The following is a 22,289-nucleotide window of genomic DNA, read 5'->3' as shown; positions in this document are numbered from 1 at the left end:
AAATAAAATAATTTTTGATTTATTAATAATATGCTTATTATTGTTTAATAAAACGTTTTAGTATTCAATTAATTAAACATTTTAGTTTATTACAACAAGTGTTGATCACCAGATCAGGGCTTTTTTTTATCTGACATTACTAAAACGTTTTAGTGTATTAAACTAACTATCTATTCATGTACAAATAAAAAGGAGAATCCAATGAAGTAAAATTTACATTTTAACATGTCCTCTTCCGCCTCCAACGGAAACCAAACCAAACTAAAACCCATTTATGAACAAAAAAACATCCGACCAGAATTGGCCATGTCTTTGGCAATACCAATGTTTTTTCTCGCCTTAAGAAGCCAGCACATAAGGTAGGTGTATAAGCTAACCCCTCCTTAAAATCAATTTAAACTCCTGATCATTCATTGATCTGCGATTAACTATTGCACATTTTAATAACCACCAAACTATAAATTAATCAATTATGAATCTTTTAAAAATTACCAGGAGCACTTTCGGACTCTGTGTTGCCCTGGTTTTACTTTTTGGATGCGGTAAAGAAGAATATCCTACAGTGGATCTTTTTACCTGGAAAGCCAAAGTAGATGTAACGGCAAAAGCCGCACTTTCTGTTAACATTGAGAGTTCCGGAGGATCAGCAGGTGCAGAGGGATCTGCAAAGGTGGTTGATAACGATCCAGCCACAAAATTCCTGATCAACCCTTATCAAAGCAACTTTTATTTGCAGTTATCTTTTGCGGCTCCCCAACAAGTAGCCTCTTACACGTTAACATCGGGTAATGATGCTCCGGGCAGAGATCCGAAAAACTGGAAATTAAGCGGTTCTTTGGATGGCACCAATTGGGTAGATCTGGATACCAGAAATGGCGAAACATTTTCAGGTCGTAACATGCTGAAAACCTATAGCTTCAAAAACAAAGTTTTGTATAAGCATTACAGGTTAAGCATTACAGCAATTGGTAGCGGTTCATTGTTTCAGTTGTCAGAATGGCGTGTAATCGAAGTGCCAGAGGAGCAACAGTAGCTTTCAATCCAACTTCTGTAAATAAGATACACAAAGATTTATTCAGCCGGTTCAATAGGTTAGGCAATAAATCTATTTCAATTGATCAATAGACCTATAACAGTAATCTGTTAACAACAAATGAATTTTATGATGAAAAAAAATACAAATTTAACTGGAGGCAGGCTCAGGCTTAAAGATTGTGCTTTTAAGGCTATCGCTTTTACTTTAGCTTTAAGCAGTAGTTTTTACGCAACAGCTAATGCTTCAGCGATTAATATAAACAGTTCGGTTTCTGTTAATAAAGCCAAGGCCGATATTGTGATACGTGGTATCATTAAAGATGAGGCAGGTTTGCCACTACCTGGAGCAGGTGTTAAGGTGAAAGGTAGTTCTACCAGTGCAGCTGCAGATGTAAACGGAGCTTTTACCATTACCGTTCCTGATCAAAATACAGTTTTGATTATAACTTATGTTGGTTATGATACCAAAGAAATTACAGTTGGTACCCAAACCACATTGGATATCCGTTTAAAGGAAACAACAGGTTCTGATTTACAGGAAGTTGCCATTGTAGGTTTCGGTGTGCAGAAAAAGGAAAGTTTAGTAGGTGCACAGTCATCGGTAAACGTTGCAGATTTGAAACAACCGGTTTCCAGTATGAGTCAATTATTGGCAGGTCGTATCCCTGGTGTAATTAATGTATCAAGGAATGGCGAGCCAGGTGCAACCGGATCAGATATCTTCATCCGCGGTATATCTTCATTGTCATCTGGCGATAGAAGCCCGCTTGTGATTATTGATGGTGTTCCTAACCGTAACTTAAATGATATCAGTGTTTACGATGTAGAAAACTTCACTGTACTGAAAGATGCAGCTGCCACAGCGGTATATGGTATCCGTGGTGCAAACGGTGTAATCTTGATCAATACGAAACAAGGAAAAACCGGTTCACCGAGAATTAACGTAGAATATTACGAAGGGATAAGCCGTTTCACCAAAAGACCACAATTGATTGACGGTGTTAATTACATGAACTTAGCTAATGAGGCCAAATACTCTGATTATTTGAGAGGAGGAGCTGCAGGTGCATTCACACCAGCATACTCGATAGATGCGGTTCAAAAAACTGCTGCCGGTACCGATCCGATTCTTTACCCGAATGTAAACTGGTTTGATGCCATTTATAACGATTTTGGTAGAAACAGATCAGCAACGGCCAACCTGTCGGGTGGTGTAAGCAATGCAAAATATTATGTATCATTAGGTTATTATGGTGAAGATGGTTTATTTAAAACCGATGAAGCTGTAAATTCTGCTGTTAAACAAAACTATGGCCGCTATAATGTTAGTGCAAACTTAAACTGGGATATTACCGGTACCACCAAGTTAGATTTAGGGATCAAGGGTATTTTGGGGCAAAATAATTATCCAAGTAACTTGCTTGCACAGGATATTTTCAGTCAGGCCTTTTTAATTAACCCTACCTCTTTTCCAGTGCTTTATCCAAATGGCAGTTTACCCGGCATCAGCCCGCAAGCCGATCAGCGTAACCCTTATGGTGATGTTACGAGAAATGGATATAGAACCAGTTACACTAACCAGTTGTATTCAAATATCCGTTTAACACAGGATTTAAAAGAAGTAACACCTGGTTTGTCGGTTACCACCATGTTTTCTTTTGATGTGAATAATACCAACGGAATTAACAGGACGAAAAGAGAGAGCTTGTACAGGATTAACCCCAGCGATCCTTACATCACTCCGGGAGATCCAAATTCAGGTTATAAATATGGTTTAGTTTTACAGGGACAAGACTTTTTAAACTACAACTATGATAATGGTGGTGACAAGAAAATGTACTTTGAAGGAGCTGTTAACTATAACCGTACCTTTGGCAAACATGCTGTAAGCGGCTTATTGTTGTATAATCAAAATGATAATACTAAAGCTTCTGCACCTAACCTAACACTATCACTTCCTTACCGCTTACAAGGTTTAGTAAGTCGTGCTACTTATGCTTACGATAATAAGTATTTCTTTGAATTTAACATGGGTTATAATGGTTCAGAAAACTTTGCTCCAAATAAACGTTATGGATTTTTCCCGGCTGTTGGACTGGGATGGTTGCTTTCGAGTGAGAAATTTTTCGAACCGCTTAAAAATGCTATCCAGATGGTCAAATTCCGTTATTCTGACGGTATTGTGGGTAGTGGAGGCAGTGGCAATAGTTATGCAGATAACGAAGGGCAACGATTCTATTATTTGACTAAAGTTGGGGATGCGGGTGATTATACTTTTGGCCAAAATGGAAATCTTGGAACGAACGGTTTAGGTGTAACGGCTTATGGTGTAGATGTAACCTGGGCGGAAACACGTAAACAGGATTTGGGTTTTGAATTAAAAACGTTGAATAACAACTTATCGTTAATCGTCGATTTTTATAAAGAAAGAAGAAAAAACCAATTTATCAGTAGGGGTACAGTACCGAATTATATCGGTTTGGCCAATACACCAATTGGTAACCTAGGTATTGTTGATAACAAAGGTATAGATGGTACCATCCAATATGATACACAATTCGGTAAAGATTGGTCGCTTAATTTAAGAGCTAACTTTACTTACAATAAAGATAAAGTAATCGAGAATGATCAGGCGCCGAAACCTTATCCCTGGATGGAGCAACGCGGTTATAATGTTTTAGCTGCCACACGTGTTGGTTATATTGCCGAAAAGTTATTCGATAGCCAGGCAGAGATCAATGCAAGTCCAACACAATTTGGTACGCTAATGCCAGGAGATATCAAGTATAAAGATTTAAATGGTGATGGTAAAATCGATTCATTTGATCAGACGATAATCGGTAGGGGTGATATTCCTAGCACAACCTATGGTTTCGGTTTCTCGTTAACTTACAAAAACTTCGATTTTGGTTTGTTCTTCCAGGGACAGGACAATGCTGATGTTATTTTAAATATTCCTTCATTCGCCAACTCGGGTGGTTTGGGTAATATGCTCGCCGTAGCTGCAGATCGCTGGACACCAACAAATCCTCGTCAGGATGCAGTTTATCCTCGTTTATCTTATGGTGGCACGAATAACAACAACTATCAATCGAGTACCTGGTGGAAACGCGACATCAGCTTCCTGAGGTTAAAAAACGCAGATTTGGGTTACACACTTAAGGAAGGTATAAAATCTATTGGCGTTAAACGCTTAAGGGTCTATGCAACAGGTTATAATGTGTTTACCATTAGCAAGTTTAAGCTTTGGGATCCTGAACTTGGTACTAATAACGGTACACGGTACCCACTAACCTCTAATTATTCTTTAGGTCTTACCGCTAATTTTTAAAATAAAAAGAATGAAAAAAATATTGATATATACAGTTGGCGCATTACTGATCGTTGGTAATTATGGCTGTAAGAAATTTTTAAATCAAGTACCTGATGATAGGCTAACCTTCGATCAGATGTATGAAAAAAAGTCTACTGTTGATCAGGCATTGGCAAACGTTTATTCTACACTTCCTGATCAGGATCAGGACCGCTCACCATCAGCAGGTGGAAACATTGGTCCGTGGACAGCTGCTTCTGATGAGGCGGATTACACCTTGCCAAACTTTAGCGAAAACGTAAATTCGGGTGCATGGGATGCAACCAGTGGCGCGGTAAACTACCATTGGCAAAGGTTTTATCAGGGAATACAATCTGCCAGTTCTTTTATGGCAAATATTAACAGGTGTACCGATTGTAACATTGGCGGAATTGATATTGTTAACCGTTACTATAGCGAAGCCAGGGCTTTAAGAGCCATTTATTACTATTATTTAGTGAGGCAGTATGGCCCTGTAATTTTATTGGGCAATGATCCAATCGCATCTGACGCCCCACTACCGGAAATCAGTAAGCCGCGTAATTCAATGGATGAATGTATCGATTATATCGTAAGTGAATTAGAGGCAGCAAGCTCGCGTTTACCCGCAACGCCACAAGCGAGCCAGGATTACGGACATATCACTGCTTCAGTTGCTGATGCCTACAAAATAAAAGCATTATTAACCGCTGCACGTCCATTATTTAATGGAAACACCGATTATGCCAGTCTTAAAAACCAGGATGGTAAACAATTAATCAGCCAAACTGCTGATGTTGCAAAATGGACAAAAGTGGCAACTGCTGCAAAAGCATTTTTAACCAACTCCCGTTATGCAAATTATGCACTTTATAATGTTACTGCTACCCCTGCTGGTTTGCCGGATAATGTTTTTAACAGGGCTTTCATTGCTACAAGAGATGTGTTTTTGAACGGTTGGAACTCAGAAATTATTTTTGGCAGGGGAGGTGATGTTACGCTTTATCAATATTCATTGGCACCAAATCACAACGGAGCTTCCGGTGGCGACAAAGGCGGGTCTTTCTTGTCTCCTTCGCAACAACTGGTAGATGCTTATTTTACAGCAAATGGATTACCAATTGAAAATGATCCGACTTATACTGCAAGTGGTACCTCGGCTTATCAGGCGCCAGATCCGAACGATCAGGATGGACCAAGGACAATTAGCAATATGTATGTTAATCGCGAGCCTCGTTTTTATGCAAATATTACGTATAGCGGGCGTAAGTGGATCAATCCATCATCAAATATTATCACCAGTTTTGAATTTAATGGTAATGCCGGCAAAAATGCTATTGCCAATAACGATTATACTAAAACAGGTTATACTTCAAGAAAGCATTTAACTGTTGCGGGTTGGACAGAAGGTAGACCTATTTTTACCATGATCAGATTAGCTGAGATCTATTTGGATTATATTGAAGCTCTGCAGGAGTCGAGTCCTTCAGATCCTGATATCTTGATTTATTTGAACAAGATCCGTGTTAGAGCGGGTATAGCACCTTACGGAAGTGGCGCTGGCGCATTACCTGTACCAACCGATATGAGAGATGCTATCCGCAGAGAAAGACGTGTTGAACTGGCTTTTGAACTAGACCGCTATTTCTATACCAGGGAGTGGAAAATTGCAGAAACGACCGATACGCAGATCAAGGGTTTAAACATTACCCAAAATGCACCAGGATTTTTTACACCTGTGGTTACCGAAAACAGGGTTTTCCAAAAGAAACATTATTTATGGCCTATACCAAATGGCGAAATTCAAAAAGTTCCTGTAATTGTACAAAATACAGGCTGGTAAATACTTATGGCACCGGGTGTTTCACCCGGTGCTTTTTTTTAACATTAATACTAGCGCTATGAAAAATATTTTATCGTTATCCGCAATTGTACTATTTGCTGTATTAGCTTGCAACAGTAAAAAAGCACCAGTAGAAACCGTAAAGCCCGCGCCGCCGTTGGTAGAAAGTGTAGATACACCAGATGCGCCACCTAAAACATGGAAAGAGCATTGGTTTGAGCATGTGCAATTGCTGAACCGGGTTTATTATGATACCAGTGTAGTGGTTTACTACGATGGCGATGTTAAACCAATTATTGCCTGGCCAAAAACATACATGGCAGAAGCCTGGAACTATACCAAAAAAACTTACGGCAAGTTTGGAGAGGATAGCCGCTTATTTGTAATTTATCATGCAGGTAAATATAGCGGAGGTCATCCGGGTACTTATCTGGATGCAGGGCATGATTATAGAAACGTAACCGATTGCGGTGCCAGCAGTCTCGATGCCTGGACTACCGGCATTGATAATGATATTGATTTGTCTACCCACGAAATCGGTCACATTGTAGAAGGAGCATCAAAAGGAGTAAAAGAATCGCCGGCTTTCGATATCTGGCATGATAGTAAGTGGATGGAGATTTATCAATACGATGTGTATTTAGGCTTAAACAGAACCGACGATGCGCAACGTTGGTACAATAAAATGATGACTGTTACTGACAGTTACCCTAAAGCAGGAACACAATGGTTCAAAAATTGGTTTCTTCCAATTTATGATAACTATGGTAAAGCAAAGGTTTTAAATGGTTTCTTTACCTTATTGTCTCAACAATTTCCTAAACAACAACTCATTGTACAAGGTAAAAGCTATCAACAATATACCCGGAAAATGAATTTTGGTGAATTTATTCATTTTTGGAGCGGTGCAGCAAAATCAGATCTGGCACCGCTGGCATTAACGGCTTTTGGACCAAAGGACGAAAAAGGAGCAGACTGGGCCCCAATGCTGGCGAAGGCTAAAACCGATTTTCCTAACATAAACTATTAAGATTTAATTACGATGAAAGATTCAGGATAACAGCCCTGGATCTTTACTTTTTATCAAAAACACATATATAAAACCAAATGATTAAGAAAATTTTAGTCCTCGCATTGGCATCATTCTTAGCAGGTACTACTGTTGCTCAAAACAGAGAAAGAGAATATAAAATTACCATCAATAACAAAGACAGTATAACAAATGCCTTGATTAATGCTAAACTTAAGGCCGCTTTTTTTCAGGTTTACCCAAAATTTGCCCAGGCAGATGGATACCGTACCAAAAGAAATGTAGTGTTAGATTTAGTAACGGAAGAAACACCAACAATACAAGCTAAAGCCGGAGAAATTAAAGTAAACAGTCAATGGGTTAAAAATAAATCGCAAAAGAGAATCCAAAAGGAACTATTTACCGCACTTTCAAAAAACTGGGTTTCTTACAGTAAAGAAAAACATAAAGGTTATGAATTAACATTTATCAGTAAAGACCCGGATTTAGATCCAATGGTAAGGAAGAAGTTAATTGCCACTTATTTCGAAATCTATCCAACTTTAGTTAAAACATTTAACGAGAAATCTACACACGATGTGCTTTTTGTGGTAGATACAGCTTATAAAGCAGTTGCAGAAGCAAGCGGAAACAGAATTTTATTTAGTGCTGGTTACATGAAAGCACACCCAACCGATATTGATGTGGTAACACACGAAACCATGCATATTGTGCAGGGTTATGGCTATAGTGCCGGCCCGGTTTGGCTAACTGAAGGCATTGCGGATTATGTGCGCTATAAATATGGGGTTGATAATGTAGGATCAAAATGGAGTTTGCCAGCCTACAATGAGAAACAGAGTTACACCAATAGTTACAGGATCACTGCGCGATTTTTTGCCTGGTTAGAACAGAATGTAAAACCTGGTTTAATTGCTGCGTTAGATAAGCAACTAAGAGCGCATCAATACACACAAGAATCATGGACAGACCTAACCGGAAAGACCTTAGATCAGCTTTGGGCTGATTATGGTAAGGAACCACAAAAAGTAAACCTTACTTATAGCAGTAAAGAATAAGAAATTTATCTACACAGAACGATCCGATAGCCTATCAGATGAACCGCAGTGGAATGGAAATCCTTCGACTCCGCTATCAATGACAGATTTAAAAAATCGACGTCATTTCGACTGAAGCGCAGCGAAATGGAGAAATCTTTGAACTATGTTAAAAGATTTCTGCACTGCGGTAAAAATGACGTCCCTTGTATATCTGTCATCAACACTCCGATGTATTGAAAAATCCTAACTTCTACCATTGACATACTCTAAAAAAAAGGTAGTCATCTCGATCGGAGCAACGCGAAGTGGAGAGATCTATCAAAACAGATTTAGCTTCGCAGAGCTTTCGGGTTTTCGATTCCGTTGCACTCCGGCCGAAACGACAACCGCTGTTATGTAAAAATAACCATCACTAAAGTAAAATTTTTGATCATTTACTAAAACGTTTTACATATTATATTTATTTTGCAGAACTAAACATGGCTAACCAAAATAATAATAACACAGATAAATGAAAAAAACAGCTATTCTTTCAATTTTCGTAATGTTTGTTTCCACGTTTTCATTGCAATCAAAAGCACAGGAAATTACCAAAAAGAGCGGTTACACTTTATCTTTCGAAAGCAATTTTGCGGCGCTGGATCCACAATTGAAAAAGCGCTTAATTAAGACCTTTTTTGATGTTTATCCAAAACTGGCAAAAGAATACAATCCATCAACCATTAAAGTGGTAAAGTTTTTTGTTGATACAGCTTATGATGGCGTTGCCGCGACTGCTGATGGAAAAGTAACCTTCAGTTCTATCTGGATGATTAAACATCCCGAAGATATTGATGTGGTTACCCACGAAGTAATGCACATTGTGCAGGATTATGGTCGGAGCGTTGGGCCAGGTTGGTTAACAGAAGGTATTGCGGATTATGCCCGTTATAAATTCGGTGTAGATAATGCAGGCGCTAAATGGTCTTTACCTGCTTTAAAACCAGATCATAGTTATAAAAATAGCTACCGTATTACTGCTGCATTTTTTGCCTGGATGGAAAAAAGTATAAAACCTGGGATTATTAAAACCGTTGATGCTTCTTTAAGAGATCATACTTATACTAAAGATATCTGGACAAAATTAACCGGTAAAGATTTGGATGCGCTTTGGGAAGATTATGTTAAAAATTCTGAAGTTTAAAAAATAAATACAAGCATATAAAAAACACAAACACAACAAATGAAAAGATTATTTATCGCCTTATTGAGTGTCGCGGCATCAACCAGTTTCGCGCAAACAATTGGTAAAATCACAGATCCGGTAGATTGGATTAACCCATTGATGGGAACAGCTTCGAAACCAGATCTATCAAATGGAAATACCTACCCGGCAATCGGATTGCCATGGGGAATGAACATGTGGTCGCCACAAACCGGTAAAAACGGAGATGGATGGGCCTATGTTTATGATGCCGACAAAATCCGTGGCTTTAAACAAACGCATCAGCCTTCGCCCTGGATGAACGATTACGGCGCTTTTTCTATTATGCCCGTTACTGGCAAATTAAGATTTACTGATGATGACCGTGCAAGTTGGTTCAGCCATAAAGCAGAGGTTGCAAAGCCATATTATTACAGTGTTTATTTGGCAGATGCTAATGTAACCACCGAAATTACCCCAACAGAAAGAGCCGCACAGTTCAGGTTTACTTTCCCTAAAACGGATAGTGCTTATGTAGTTGTAGATGCACAGAATAAAGGTTCTTATATCAAAATTATTCCTGCAGAAAGAAAAATTATCGGTTATACCACCAAATATGCACGTGGTCCATTGCCTAAAAATTTCAAAAACTACTTTGTAATCTATTTCAATAAAGATTTCAAGTTGGCTAAAACCTGGGATGATAAAAAACTGAACGACAAAGATTTAGAGTTAACGGTAGATCATGCCGGAGCCGTTATTGGTTTTGCTACACAAAAAGGCGAGCAGGTAACTGCTAAAGTTGCTTCTTCTTTCATTAGCTTCGAACAGGCTGATCTTAACTTAAAAAGAGAAGTGGCCAGCGATGGTTTCGATGCAACAAAAGCAAAAGGCAGGGCAACCTGGAACAAAACTTTGAGCAAAATTTCGGTTGAAGGTGGTACCATTGATCAGGCCCGTACTTTTTATTCGGCCATGTACCGCACTTTGTTCTTTCCAAATAAATTATATGAAATTGATGCACAAAACCAGATCGTACACTGGAGCCCTTATAACGGGCAGGTTTTACCAGGTTATATGTTCGCCGGTACAGGTTTCTGGGACACGTTTAGGGCATTATATCCTTTCCTAAACCTGGTTTATCCTTCCATCAATAAGGAAATGCAACAAGGCTTAATCAACGATTTTAAAGAAGGTGGCTGGTTGCCTGAGTGGAGCAGCCCGGGTTATGCCAACATTATGGTGGGTAACAACTCTGCTTCGGTAGTTTCTGATGCTTACATTAAAGGTATGCGTGGCTACGACATCGAAACATTGTGGCAGGCTTTAAAACACGGGGCAAATAACGAGGGGCCGATGGAAGCCGTTGGCCGCGATGGTGTTAAATATTACAACGAATTGGGTTACGTACCTTTCGATGTAAAAAAGAATGAAAATGCAGCTAAAACATTAGAATATGCTTATGATGACTTTACCATTTACCAATTGGGAAGAGCTTTAGGTAAACCGGCTTCGGAAATCGATATTTATAAGAAGAGAGCCATGAACTATAAAAATCTTTTCGATCCTGCTTCTGGTTTAATGCGTGGTAAAAATCAGGATGGAACTTTCCAAAGTCCATTCAGTCCGTTTAAATGGGGTGGTGCGTTTACCGAAGGCAATAGCTGGCACTATACTTGGTCTGTTTTTCAGGATATTGATGGTTTGGCCAGATTAATGGGTGGACATAATTCGTTTGTAACCAAATTAGATTCGGTTTTCTCTATGCCTCCGGTATTTGATGAGAGCGCTTATGGTGGAGTAATCCACGAGATCCGCGAAATGCAGATTGCAAACATGGGCCAGTACGCACATGGTAACCAACCGATTCAACACATGATTTACCTGTATAACTATGGTGGTGCGCCATATAAGACACAATATTGGGTAAGAGAAACCATGAACAGGATGTACAAAGCTACTCCGGATGGATATTGTGGTGATGAAGATAACGGGCAAACTTCTGCCTGGTATGTTTTTTCGGCAATGGGATTTTACCCGGTAACACCAGCAGTTGATCAGTATGTTTTAGGCGCTCCTTTGTTTAAAAAGGTAACCATTACTTTAGAAAATGGTAAAACGGTTGTAATTAATGCAGCAGCCAATAGCGATAACAACCGTTATGTTCAGTCGCTACAGATGAATGGTAAACCATATTCTAAAAACTGGATCAGCCATAGTGGTCTGCAAAAAGGTGCAGTGTTAAATTTTAATATGACCGCAACGCCGAATAAAACCAGAGGTTCAAATCCAGCTGATTTCCCTTATTCATTATCAACAGAAAAATAGAGAAGATAAAGACTGCATCATAAAATATAATTGTCATCCTGAGCCTGCCTAAGGACAGATTTAGGTTTACACTTTATGATACAGTCTCATTTTTAAAGTAATAATTGGCCTCAATATGCCTTAAACTAATAAATCAAATATATGAACATCTCAAAGACGGGTTTTACAGCCATTTTCTGGTTTTGCGGAACCCTGTTGGCATTTGGCCAGCGTATCGATCTAAAAGATCTTTCAGCCTTTAAAAACCCATCAAATTCATGGTCATTGGCACAAAATGTAGTGGCCGACCTAAACACCGAAAATGTTTTAAAAACAACAAAAGGCGAAGGGATTTTGGTTAACCAATCTACAGCAAAAAAAGCCGGATCTGATTTATACACCATAAATGAATATGGTGATGTAGCTGTAGAATTAGATTATTTAACTGCAAAAGGAACAAATTCCGGTATTTATCTTCAAGGTAATTACGAGATCCAGATTGACGATGCATGGGGATTGAAAAATGCCACATCATCAAACAATGGCGGTATTTACCAACGCTGGGATGATAGCAAACCCGAAGCCGATAAAGGATTTGGTGGTGTTGCTCCCCGTCAGAACGCAAGCAAGGCACCAGGTTTATGGCAGCACATTAAAATTATCTTCCAGGCACCAAAATTTGATGCCTCAGGAAAAAAAACACAAAATGCTAAAATCGTCAGTGCAGAACTAAATGGTGTGCTGATTCATGAAAATGTTGAATTATTTGGTGCAACCAGAGGCGCTGCAGGAGCTGAAAAAGCAAAAGGACCTTTACGTTTGCAAGGCGATCATGGTTCGGTAGCGTTCAGAAATATCCAAATCACTGAACTATCCGAAATTCCAAAACCAAACCAAAATGACGGTGCAGATCCTATATATATTGAAGCAGCAAGCAACAATATGATCAGAAGTTTTGTAGATATTGCACCACGAGTACGTTCGGTACACGCTATTTCGGTAGGTGGACCGGAAAAGGTTGCTTATAGCTACGATTTAGATAATGGTACATTATTACAGGGATGGCATGGTGATTTTATTGATGCTACACCAATGTGGGATGGCCGCGGAAACGGTACCTCACGTGCTTTGGGCAGTGTTACCCGTTTCACTAAAAAACCTGTTCTGGCTATATCAAAGTTAGCAAACGATCAGGCTAATTGGATTGCAGACACGGTTGGCACTGGTTTTAAAACCAAGGGTTATGTAATGGATAAACAAGACCGTCCGGAGTTTAAGTACATCATTAACGGAACAAATGTTACCGATGCGATAAAAGTAATGGAGAATGGACAAGGCTTAACCCGAGAGATTACTGTTGATAAACCATCAAAAGATTTGTATTTCCTTTTGGCTACTGCTTCAAACATTGAAGAAGCTGGCAAAGGTTTGTATTTAATTGATGATAAAGCGTATTACATACAGCTTGGTGAAGGCACCGCAAAACCGGTTATTAGAAATATTGATGGCAAATGGGAAATAATTGCAGCCATTGGAAGTAAGTTGAATTATACCATTTTGTTTTAATTGTGATAGTAATGAGAAATACATTTAAAAAATTAGCAATACTGGCATTAAGTTTTAGCTTTACTACAGTTTTTGCACAAGAAACACCGAAAGAAGAAGATTTTTTCAGGATAAATAAAGTACGCGTACCCGAAGGCCCGATTTTAGAAGTTGGCGGTCTGGTTACTTTACCAAATGGCGATTTAGGCGTATCTACCCGTAGAGGAGAAGTGTACATCGTAGAAAACCCCACAAGTGCTAAACCCTACTGGCGCAGATTTGCCTATGGTTTGCACGAAATTTTGGGCATTGCCTATAAAAATGGTGCAATCTACGTAGCGCAACGCGGCGAATTAACCAAATTGACCGATAAAGATCAGGATGGCAAAGCCGATGTGTACGAAACCATTTATGCATGGCCTTTAAGCGGTCACTACCATGAATATAGTTTTGGTCCGAAATTAATGCCTGATGGTACTTTTATGGTTACCGGAAACGTAGCCTTTGGCGATGAAGAATGGTGGCGTGCAGAAAGTCGTGTACCCATGCGTGGTTGGGCCATGAACATTACCGAAGATGGTAAAATGAGCCCTTATGCTGCTGGTTTCCGTTCACCAGCGGGTATTGGCAGTATTGATGGTCAGTTTTATTATACCGAAAACCAGGGCGACTGGGTAGGTTCAGGTGGTTTATGGAAAGTAAATAAAGGTGATTTTATGGGGCATCCGGCCAGTTTAAGGTGGACTAACCTGCCAAATTCTCCGGTTAAACTACAGTCCGATTTCTTCTATTCTCAAATGGATGAACGCCGTATTAAAAACGAACAGGGCAGATATATTAAACCGGAAAACAGGGTAAACGAAACTTTCAAAACTTTGTTTGAAATGAAAAAGGTATTTCCAGAGCTGCGTTTACCATCAGTTTGGTTGCCTTATGGTATTTTGGGTATCTCATCTGCAGAACCTGTTAAAATTCCAGCCAATACTTTTGGGCCATTTGCAGGCCAGATTCTGGTTGGTGATCAGGGGATGAGCATCATTTCCAGGATTTTCATGGAAACTGTAAAAGGTGAAGAACAGGGGGCTGCCTTCCTTTTCCGTAAAGGTTTCCGTTCGGGTGTGTTAAGGTTAGAGTGGGGTACTGATGGATCATTATTTGTGGGCGAAACCAACCGTGGCTGGGGATCGGCAGGTGATGCCAACGAGGGTTTGGAAAGATTGGTATACAATAATAAAACGCCTTTCGAAATGAAAGCCGTTAGGGCAATGCCTGATGGTTTTGAAGTGGAGTTTACTATGCCTGTTGACCGTAAGTCGGCAGAAGACCTGGCTTCTTACAATGCAGAAAGCTTTATTTACAAATATCACCCTGTATATGGTTCACCTCCTGTAAACACAGAGAAATTAAAAATCTCCGGGGTTAAAGTTTCGGCAGACGGTTTAAAAGCAAGAATCATTGTACAAAATCTTCGTCAATATTATATCCATACTTTAACATTAGATGGTTTAAGATCTCAAGATGGCTTTTACTCTTTAGTTCACCCGGTAGCTTATTATACCTTGAATCAGATTCCTGATGGCAATAAACTTTCTGCGAGCGAAGTGAGTACTAAAAACTCAGCAACACCTGTAAACGCTCCTGCTAAGAAAACAGTTGCACCAAAGGCAGTAACTGGAAAAGCGCCTGAAGCAAAGGGAACGGCAACTCCTGCTAAACCAGCTGCTATAGCCAAGGCACCTACCTTTAAAGAAGTTGAGGGTTTGTTAACTAAAAATACTTGTCTGGCTTGCCATAATCAAACCAAAAGACAAATTGGCCCACCATTCGTAGAAATTGCAAAACGTAAATATTCACCAGAGAAAATATTTCAGTTGATCCATAATCCGCAACCGCAAAACTGGCCGGGTTATTCAACAGAAATGCCTCCGATGCCGCAAGTAACCAAAGCTGAAGCGTTAAAAATTGCAGCCTGGATAAACTCTTTAAATAAATAAGTTGATTGTTAGGAAACGGTTGGTAGAAATACCAGCCGTTTTTTGTTTTATAAGAAAATGAAGTGTGTTGGTGTGGGGGGTTAGATGAACAGAAATTTTTAATTGAAGCGTCACCCTGAATTTATTTCAGGGTCTATTAAATGAAAAGATCCTTCGACTATGCTCAAGGATGACAAAATGCTTAGAAAAGAAATGGGGATTCCACTATTGCAGAATCCCCATCATCTAAATTAACGCTCTCATATACATAAACGCTGTAAAAACGATTTATTGCATTAGTAAAAAAAAATTTTTCGTTTTTGGGATGGTTTTCATAAAGCCTATTCTTACTTTATGCTACTACAGATAACGGTATAGTATCCTGGGTACCTGCTGGCAGGTAGCATGGGCCCTGGCTTACCGCAGAAAGCCCCAAAAAAGACGTTGGCTTTACCTTTTAGGTAACCAAAAGGTAACGGATAGGTAAGCCAGGGGTAACCGTGGGGTTAACCTGGTGCCTAGAAAGGGTAAATAAAGGGTAAAGAATAGGTAAACAAAAAATCTTTTGTTTTTTAAATTATTCCTCTTTGTTGCATCGCATCGGGATTGCCATTAACGACCTTTACGATCTTTCTATAATATCATCTAAAAGAAATGGGGATTCCACTATTGCAGAATCCCCATCATCTAAATTAACGCTCTCATATACATAAACGCTATTAAAACGATTTATTGCATCAGCAGTAATTTATTTTTCGTTTTTGCAATGTTTATCATTTAAACCTATTTTTACTTTATGGCTACTATAGATAAAACCCAACAAGATGCAGAAAAATTGGCGGCCGCCCAGGCTGCAGTAAAATTTGTTAAAGATGGCGATATAGTAGGCTTGGGTACGGGATCTACCACAACTTTTGCCATTAAAGAATTAGGTAAACGAGTAAAAGAAGGGCTTAAGATAAAGGCTGCTGCAAGTTCCATCCGAACAGAAGAACTCGCGAAATCTCTGGGCATAGAAATTCTTGACCTTGGGCGTTTAAGCAAAATTGATATCAGTATTGATGGGGCTGATGAATTTACAGAATCACTCGATCTGATTAAAGGCGGAGGCGGGGCACTGTTTAGAGAGAAGATAATTGCTTCACTTAGTAAAGATGCCATCATTATTGCCGACGCTTCAAAAAAAGTTAAAAAATTAGGTGCTTTTACTGTTCCTGTTGAGGTAGTTCCATTGGCCTATCAATACGTATTCGATCAAATTAATAAACTTGGTGGAAAGGGTATATTGAGAACTGTAGAAGACCGAACATTTATTACTGACAATGGTAACCTGATTATTGATGCAGATTTTGGTCTTATTGATGATCCTGCAAAATTAGCTTCTGATCTTAATCAGATTAACGGATTATTGGCCCATGGTTTATTCATTAACATCACTTCGAAAGTAATCATGAGCGAAGGGGCAGATATTATTATTTTTGAATAGCTATTAGTTCACTGGTTAATTAATCATTGGTTCATTTCCCTTTATTGCGCTAAAAGAAAATTTTTCTTAATGATCTTAATTTTCTAAATGGTGATCTAATTTTTAGTAAAGGAGTTAAGGAAATTAAGTTTTAATTCCGTGTTCTCGGTGTTTCCGTGGCAAAACTGATAATTTCACCGATAATTTCTTCTTTTCTTAAATCACCGTAAATTTTTACCGACAGTTTTATTTCACTCACCGATAAAACATCACAATTAGGGGAAAAGCCATTCTCCGGCATTGGTATTCGTGATACATTTGAATCATAAAACAAAACGGTCATGGAAAATTTAATCAAAAAAAATCACACAGATAAACAATTTGGTCTAGGCATTTTAATCATCGCCATCGGTTCGGTATTCTTATTAAGAAACTCGGGAATAGATGTGCCACATTGGATATTGAAATGGCACACCATTATGTTAGGTATCGGTTTATGGATGGGCTACCGTAAAGACTTTCAGGGAAGTGGCTGGTTGGCATTGACCATTATTGGAGGCTTATTCACTTTTAAAGCGATAAACATATTTGATTTTGATCTGTTTAGAATTAGTATGCCAATGGTATTGATCGGCTTAGGTTTATATGTAATCTTAAAGCCTAGAAAAGTACAAAACTTCGATCAGTATTTTGAAAAAAAACCAGTTGATTTTACTGATAAAGAAAGCTAAAATTCTTAACTCTATCATATATTTTAAAAGGGGACATTTTTTGACAATGTCCCCTTTTTATGCTTAATAGCAGAGGGTATTGAGCATGGAGCTCTGAATACGTTTAATTGCTGCCCCAAGCGCTCCGCGCTTAGCCAAAAAGAAACGGGGATTCCACCCTTAGGCAGTATCCCCGTCATCTAAATTAACGCTCTCACATACATAAACGCTGTAATTGGAATATATTGTGTTGAGTTTAATTTTTTTTCATTTTTTTGCTAAACCTGTAAAACCGGCACCGCTTTATGATATTTATTGCGGTATTCAATAGGGGTTAAGCCTGTTATTTTTTTGAAAACATCCCTGAATGATTTAGTATCGGTATACCCTACATCAAACATCACTTCGGTAATATTTTTTCTGCTCGATTCGAAACTCCGTTTTGCGGCTTCAATTTTAACCCTTTGAATATACTCGATTACGGTATTTTTGGTAGCACTTTTAAACCTCCGCTCAAAGCTCCTTCTGCCCAGCGCCAGCATATCAGCCAGTTGGTCTACCGTAATCCGTTCCTGGTAATTTCCATCAATAAATTCCTGGGCCTTTTTAATTTTTGCATCCTCATGTCCTTTTTGCCCCTGGAACATCATAAAAGCCAGCTGACTTTCGCGATCGATATCAATAGCGAAATATTTAGCGGCTAAAATGGCGGTATCCCGATCCGTATATTTCTCTACCAGGTATAAAAGCAGGTTCCAGTACGAATTTGCGCCACCGCTCGAATATAATCCCTGCGCATCGGTAATGATGCTGCCATCAACCAATTCTACATCAGGAAACATTTCCCTGAACTGATTGGCAAACAACCAGTGTGTAGAACATTTCCGGCCGTTTAACAAACCTGTGGAGGCCAATATAAATGCGCCTAAACAAAGTGAGGCTATTTCGGCCCCTTTTGCATGCTGTTTTACAATCCACGGTACCAGATCCTGATTTGCCTCCATGGCATAACCTACATTACCGCTTATTGCCGGAACAAAGATGAGATCGGTATGTTCCACTTCATGCAATAATTTATCGGCATGTACTGAGAAAAGACTATTGTTCAGCTTTACCTCTTTTGTCATGGCTACCAGCTCTACTTTAAAAAGCGGTAATTTACCTGATGCCTGTAAAAATTCGTTAACAGCGGTAAATAAATAGCGTGGATCTGCAATGGCCTCGATCACGGCAGTCTCTGGTATTAAGATAGATACGTGTTTCATATCTCAAATATAGCAAGGCTATTTGTCGTAAACAACCCCCGCAATTGTCGTTTCTACGGGTTCCGCTTGCTGTAATCATCCTGTATGTTTGTATATAGTTAAGGGTTTATGCCAAAATGTATGATGGAAGAACCGATTGCTAAATGGCATCAAATAAATAGGAACAAATGGCTAGCATAAATTCATATCTTACTTTTAACGGAAATTGCCGGGAAGCAATGACTTTTTACCAGGATTGCCTGGGTGGAGAACTAACGCTCGAAACCATTGGAGAATCGGATTTTGCAGGAAAAATGCCCAATGTCATACGAAGGAGCGTGATGCATGCCATTTTAGCTAAAGATGAAATGGTAATTATGGGTACTGATATGGTTGAAGAAAAGGGGCTTGTAAAAGGAAACTCCGTATCTATGATGCTCAACTGCAATTCCGAAGAAGAGGCAAAAGCTTTTTACCATAAACTTTCCGTTGGCGGCAGAGCCTCACACCCTTTACAGGAAACCTTTTGGGGAGCACTTTTTGGCGATTTAACAGACCGTTTTGGGAACAACTGGTTAATTAATTACGATAAAAATAGATAAACATGAAAAAGTTGACAACCTGGTATTGGATTGCAACCATCACTTTCGCTTTAATGATGATTATGGATGGCTTTGGTGGAGTAACACAGCAGGAAGCAGGGAAAGAAGTACTTAAACACCTCGGTTATCCGATGTATATGCTCATCATTGTAGGCATTGCAAAATTGCTTGGGTCATTATCAATTTTACAGAATAAATATACAACTATTAAAGAATGGGCTTATGCAGGTTTTGCCATCAATTTTATTGGCGCTTTTGCTTCCAGAGCATTTGTTGGAGATGGTGTATCGTTGTTGATCCCTCCACTTGTTGCTTTGGTTATGATGTTTATTCCTTATATTTTATGGAAAAAAGTAAAGCAAATGTTAAAAATAGTTAAAACTAAATAATTAGTTTGATTAAAAGCTTTTGAGAACCAAATATTGTTAACTTTGGGTATTGTAAACAACCAAACACAATAAAAAACGATCATGATTTCGGGTTTAATGTGGAATCATAATGGTTTAATTACCCTAAAAACAATATTATACGAATGAAAAAGAGCCTTTTATTCATAATCGCTTTACTATTTACTACTTCGGCATTTTCTCAAAATGTGATCCAGCTTTTCAATGGCGCAAACGATTTTTTTAAACTGTTACAGGAAGAGAAATTTAAAGATGCGCACGCTTTCTTTGATGATACTTTGAAAACGAAATTAACAGAAGAAAATTTAAAGAAACTTTGGGGAGATATAGGAACAAAATATGGAAAGGCAGAGTCTTTAGATGCCATTCAAAGTAAAGCTCAGGGCGAGTTTTTCGCTGTAACGGTTGAAGGTAAATTTGCTAACGGTAATCAGAACTTTATTTTAGGTTTTAATAAACAACAGAAAATTGTCGGAATCTTTCTGGCACCTTCCCGCAAATCGTCCACTTATTTAAAACCAACCTATGTAGATACCAGTTTATACCGGGAAAAGTCGTTATATATTGGTCCGGCAGGAAAACAATTGGCTGCCATTATCACAACTCCAAAAAATGCCAAAAATTTCCCTGTGGTGGTTTTTGTACACGGCTCCGGACCTGCCGATATGGATGAAACAGTTGGTGCAAATAAACCCTTTAAAGATTTGGCTGGCGGTTTAGCCTCTAAAGGAATTGCTTCTGTTCGATACGTAAAACGAACTTTAATTTATCCGAACGAATTTAATAAAGCTTTTACTGTAAAAGAAGAGGTGCTGGATGATGCAACTGCAGCTATTGCACTTGCAAAAACGGTTGTTGGGGCCAATCCCAAAGCGGTTTATGTATTCGGTCATAGTTTAGGTGGAATGTTAGCACCTAAAATAGCAACACTTACACCTGATTTAGCGGGGATTATTTTGGCGGCAACACCAGCGAGAAAATTAACAGATATTATTGTAGATCAGAATAAATATATGTTCGATCAGGCTAATGATACTACAGCTGCCTTTAAAAAACAATTGGCAGATGCTGATGCGGAAATTGATAAAAGTAGAATTTCGCAGTTGGGAACAACCATAAAACCTGATTCTGTAATTTTAGGATTGCCTGCCAAATATTGGGCAGATTTAAATGCCTACAATCAGGTTGCTGTAGCTAAAACTCTTTCGAAACCTAAAATCTACGTATTGCAAGGTGGTAATGATTTTCAGGTAGGTAAAGTAGATTTTGATTTATGGAATGCTGCTTTGAGTAAAAAGAAAAATGTGGTTCTTAAATTTTACCCGGATTTAAATCACCTGCTAAGTTCTCAAACCGAAAAGGGAACAATGGCACAATACCAGGCAGCGGTAAGTGTATCCGAAACTTTGGTTAACGATATTGCCTTATGGATTAAAGCCAAATAGTATAAATCACTTATCAAAAAAGAATAAAGCTCCGATCAAATTTCAGGAGCTTTTTTTGTGAATTAAGTTTCTTTACATCATGTCTTTGTTCATTAATCACAAACAATTCAAAAAATAAGCGGTTTAAGTTTATGACATCTCATCTTAAATAGTTTGTTTATGGAAAAGCGGAAAATCACTTTAAAAGGAATATGGGGCATTTTAAAAGCATCGTTTACCGGATTTAATAATCATAAGGTAACGAAACTTAGTGGCTCATTAGCCTATTATACGGTGTTTTCTATGGCGCCATTGCTTGTGGTTATTATTTCTTTGTGCGGTATATTTTTAGGCAGAGAAATAGCCGAAGGGCAGGTTTATGCCCAGCTTGAAGGATTTTTAGGTAGAGAATCGGCTACTTCCCTGCAACAGCTGATTAAAAATGCTTATTTGGATGGAAAAAGCACTATCGCCTTAATCATTGGTATTTTTACACTATTGCTTGGGGCAACTACCGTTTTTGGGGATATCCAGGATTCAATTAATACCATTTGGGGCTTAAAACCAAAACCTAAAAGGGGTTGGGTAAAGATGTTACAGAACAGGTTTTTGTCTTTCTCAGTAATTATCAGTTTGGGCTTTGTGCTATTAGTTTCACTTGCTGTAACCTCAGTCTTAGATGCTTTTAGCAGCCGTTTACAGGCCAGGTTTGCCGAAGTATCGGTCATTGTATTTTATATCATTAATCAAGTGGTTACCCTTGCTGTCATCTCTTTAATATTTGGAGTAATATTTAAAGTATTACCTGATGCAATTATAAAATGGCGTGATGTAATTGCCGGAGCAATTGTAACGGCAGTGCTTTTTATGATTGGTAAATTTGCCATTTCAATTTATATTGGGCAAAGCAATGTTGGGAGTACTTATGGGGCAACGGGTTCATTAGTAGTGGTGCTTTTGTGGACGTACTATTCTTCTATCATTTTATATTTCGGTGCCGAATTTACCAAGGCTTATGCGGTTGCTTTTGGGTCGGAGATTTATCCTTCGCATTATGCGGTCACCACGAAAGAAATTGAAGTAGAAACAGAGGGTAAATCTATTCAGGATAATCACCCTGAAATCAAAGAAGAGGTTAAAAAAGCATAAA

At 38.7% G+C, this 22,289-nt stretch carries 16 protein-coding genes; 15 read left to right on the top strand and 1 reads right to left on the bottom strand.

Translation table 11 applies throughout. From position 1 onward, the window contains the following. Positions 1–472 precede the first annotated feature (472 nt). The 11 genes from FFJ24_RS17005 (at position 473) to FFJ24_RS16955 (ending at position 17,483) form a co-directional block, all read left to right on the top strand. A complete protein-coding gene (locus FFJ24_RS17005; RefSeq protein WP_138818340.1) occupies positions 473–1,033 on the top strand; it encodes a discoidin domain-containing protein in 561 nt (186 codons plus the stop codon). A 129-nt stretch (positions 1,034–1,162) separates the two neighbouring features. Next, positions 1,163–4,366, top strand: coding sequence for a TonB-dependent receptor (locus FFJ24_RS17000; protein ID WP_246862640.1), 3,204 nt, complete (start codon positions 1,163–1,165; stop codon positions 4,364–4,366). A 10-nt stretch (positions 4,367–4,376) separates the two neighbouring features. After that, positions 4,377–6,209, top strand: a complete 1,833-nt coding sequence (locus FFJ24_RS16995) for a RagB/SusD family nutrient uptake outer membrane protein (RefSeq protein ID WP_138818339.1) — start codon at positions 4,377–4,379, stop codon at positions 6,207–6,209. A 58-nt stretch (positions 6,210–6,267) separates the two neighbouring features. Further along, complete coding sequence (locus FFJ24_RS16990; RefSeq protein WP_138818338.1) at positions 6,268–7,239, top strand: hypothetical protein; 972 nt, start codon at positions 6,268–6,270, stop codon at positions 7,237–7,239. 77 nt (positions 7,240–7,316) lie between these two features. Next, positions 7,317–8,297, top strand: coding sequence for a basic secretory protein-like protein (locus FFJ24_RS16985; protein ID WP_138818337.1), 981 nt, complete (start codon positions 7,317–7,319; stop codon positions 8,295–8,297). Between the two features lie 493 nt (positions 8,298–8,790). Beyond that, positions 8,791–9,462 (top strand): basic secretory protein-like protein, encoded by a 672-nt coding sequence (locus FFJ24_RS16980; RefSeq protein WP_138818336.1) that lies wholly within the window; start codon positions 8,791–8,793, stop codon positions 9,460–9,462. Positions 9,463–9,501: 39 nt separating this feature from the next. Next, positions 9,502–11,790, top strand: coding sequence for a GH92 family glycosyl hydrolase (locus FFJ24_RS16975; protein WP_138818335.1), 2,289 nt, complete (start codon positions 9,502–9,504; stop codon positions 11,788–11,790). A gap of 141 nt (positions 11,791–11,931) precedes the next feature. Next, on the top strand, positions 11,932–13,335 hold the full coding sequence (locus FFJ24_RS16970; protein ID WP_138818334.1) for a DUF1080 domain-containing protein: 1,404 nt from the start codon (positions 11,932–11,934) through the stop codon (positions 13,333–13,335). A gap of 11 nt (positions 13,336–13,346) precedes the next feature. Beyond that, a complete protein-coding gene (locus tag FFJ24_RS16965) occupies positions 13,347–15,308 on the top strand; it encodes a c-type cytochrome (RefSeq protein ID WP_138818333.1) in 1,962 nt (653 codons plus the stop codon). Positions 15,309–16,083: 775 nt separating this feature from the next. Further along, a complete protein-coding gene (gene rpiA, locus FFJ24_RS16960) occupies positions 16,084–16,773 on the top strand; it encodes a ribose-5-phosphate isomerase RpiA (protein WP_138818332.1) in 690 nt (229 codons plus the stop codon). 320 nt (positions 16,774–17,093) lie between these two features. Continuing rightward, the gene (locus tag FFJ24_RS16955; RefSeq protein ID WP_138818331.1) at positions 17,094–17,483 is read left to right on the top strand and encodes a LiaI-LiaF-like domain-containing protein; all 390 of its coding nucleotides are present in this window, start codon (positions 17,094–17,096) and stop codon (positions 17,481–17,483) included. A 257-nt stretch (positions 17,484–17,740) separates the two neighbouring features. On the opposite strand, the gene FFJ24_RS16950 is transcribed toward FFJ24_RS16955, so the two are convergent. Next, positions 17,741–18,727, bottom strand: a complete 987-nt coding sequence (locus FFJ24_RS16950) for a GlxA family transcriptional regulator (protein WP_138818330.1) — start codon at positions 18,725–18,727, stop codon at positions 17,741–17,743. A 167-nt stretch (positions 18,728–18,894) separates the two neighbouring features. Between FFJ24_RS16950 and FFJ24_RS16945 the strand changes: the two genes are divergently transcribed. The 4 genes from FFJ24_RS16945 (at position 18,895) to FFJ24_RS16930 (ending at position 22,288) form a co-directional block, all read left to right on the top strand. Beyond that, the gene (locus FFJ24_RS16945) at positions 18,895–19,308 is read left to right on the top strand and encodes a VOC family protein (protein ID WP_138818329.1); all 414 of its coding nucleotides are present in this window, start codon (positions 18,895–18,897) and stop codon (positions 19,306–19,308) included. Between the two features lie 2 nt (positions 19,309–19,310). Further along, a complete protein-coding gene (locus FFJ24_RS16940; protein WP_138818328.1) occupies positions 19,311–19,697 on the top strand; it encodes a DoxX family protein in 387 nt (128 codons plus the stop codon). Between the two features lie 143 nt (positions 19,698–19,840). Next, entirely contained in the window at positions 19,841–21,160 is a 1,320-nt protein-coding gene (locus tag FFJ24_RS16935; RefSeq protein ID WP_138818327.1) for a DUF3887 domain-containing protein, read from the top strand. A gap of 159 nt (positions 21,161–21,319) precedes the next feature. Continuing rightward, the gene (locus FFJ24_RS16930; RefSeq protein ID WP_138818326.1) at positions 21,320–22,288 is read left to right on the top strand and encodes a YihY/virulence factor BrkB family protein; all 969 of its coding nucleotides are present in this window, start codon (positions 21,320–21,322) and stop codon (positions 22,286–22,288) included. Position 22,289 lies beyond the last annotated feature (1 nt).

The organism is Pedobacter sp. KBS0701 (assembly GCF_005938645.2).
Classification (GTDB): Bacteria; Bacteroidota; Bacteroidia; order Sphingobacteriales; family Sphingobacteriaceae; genus Pedobacter.
The sequence above is the reverse complement of the archived record's forward strand: the minus strand, read 5'-3'. Positions and strand labels throughout refer to the sequence as shown.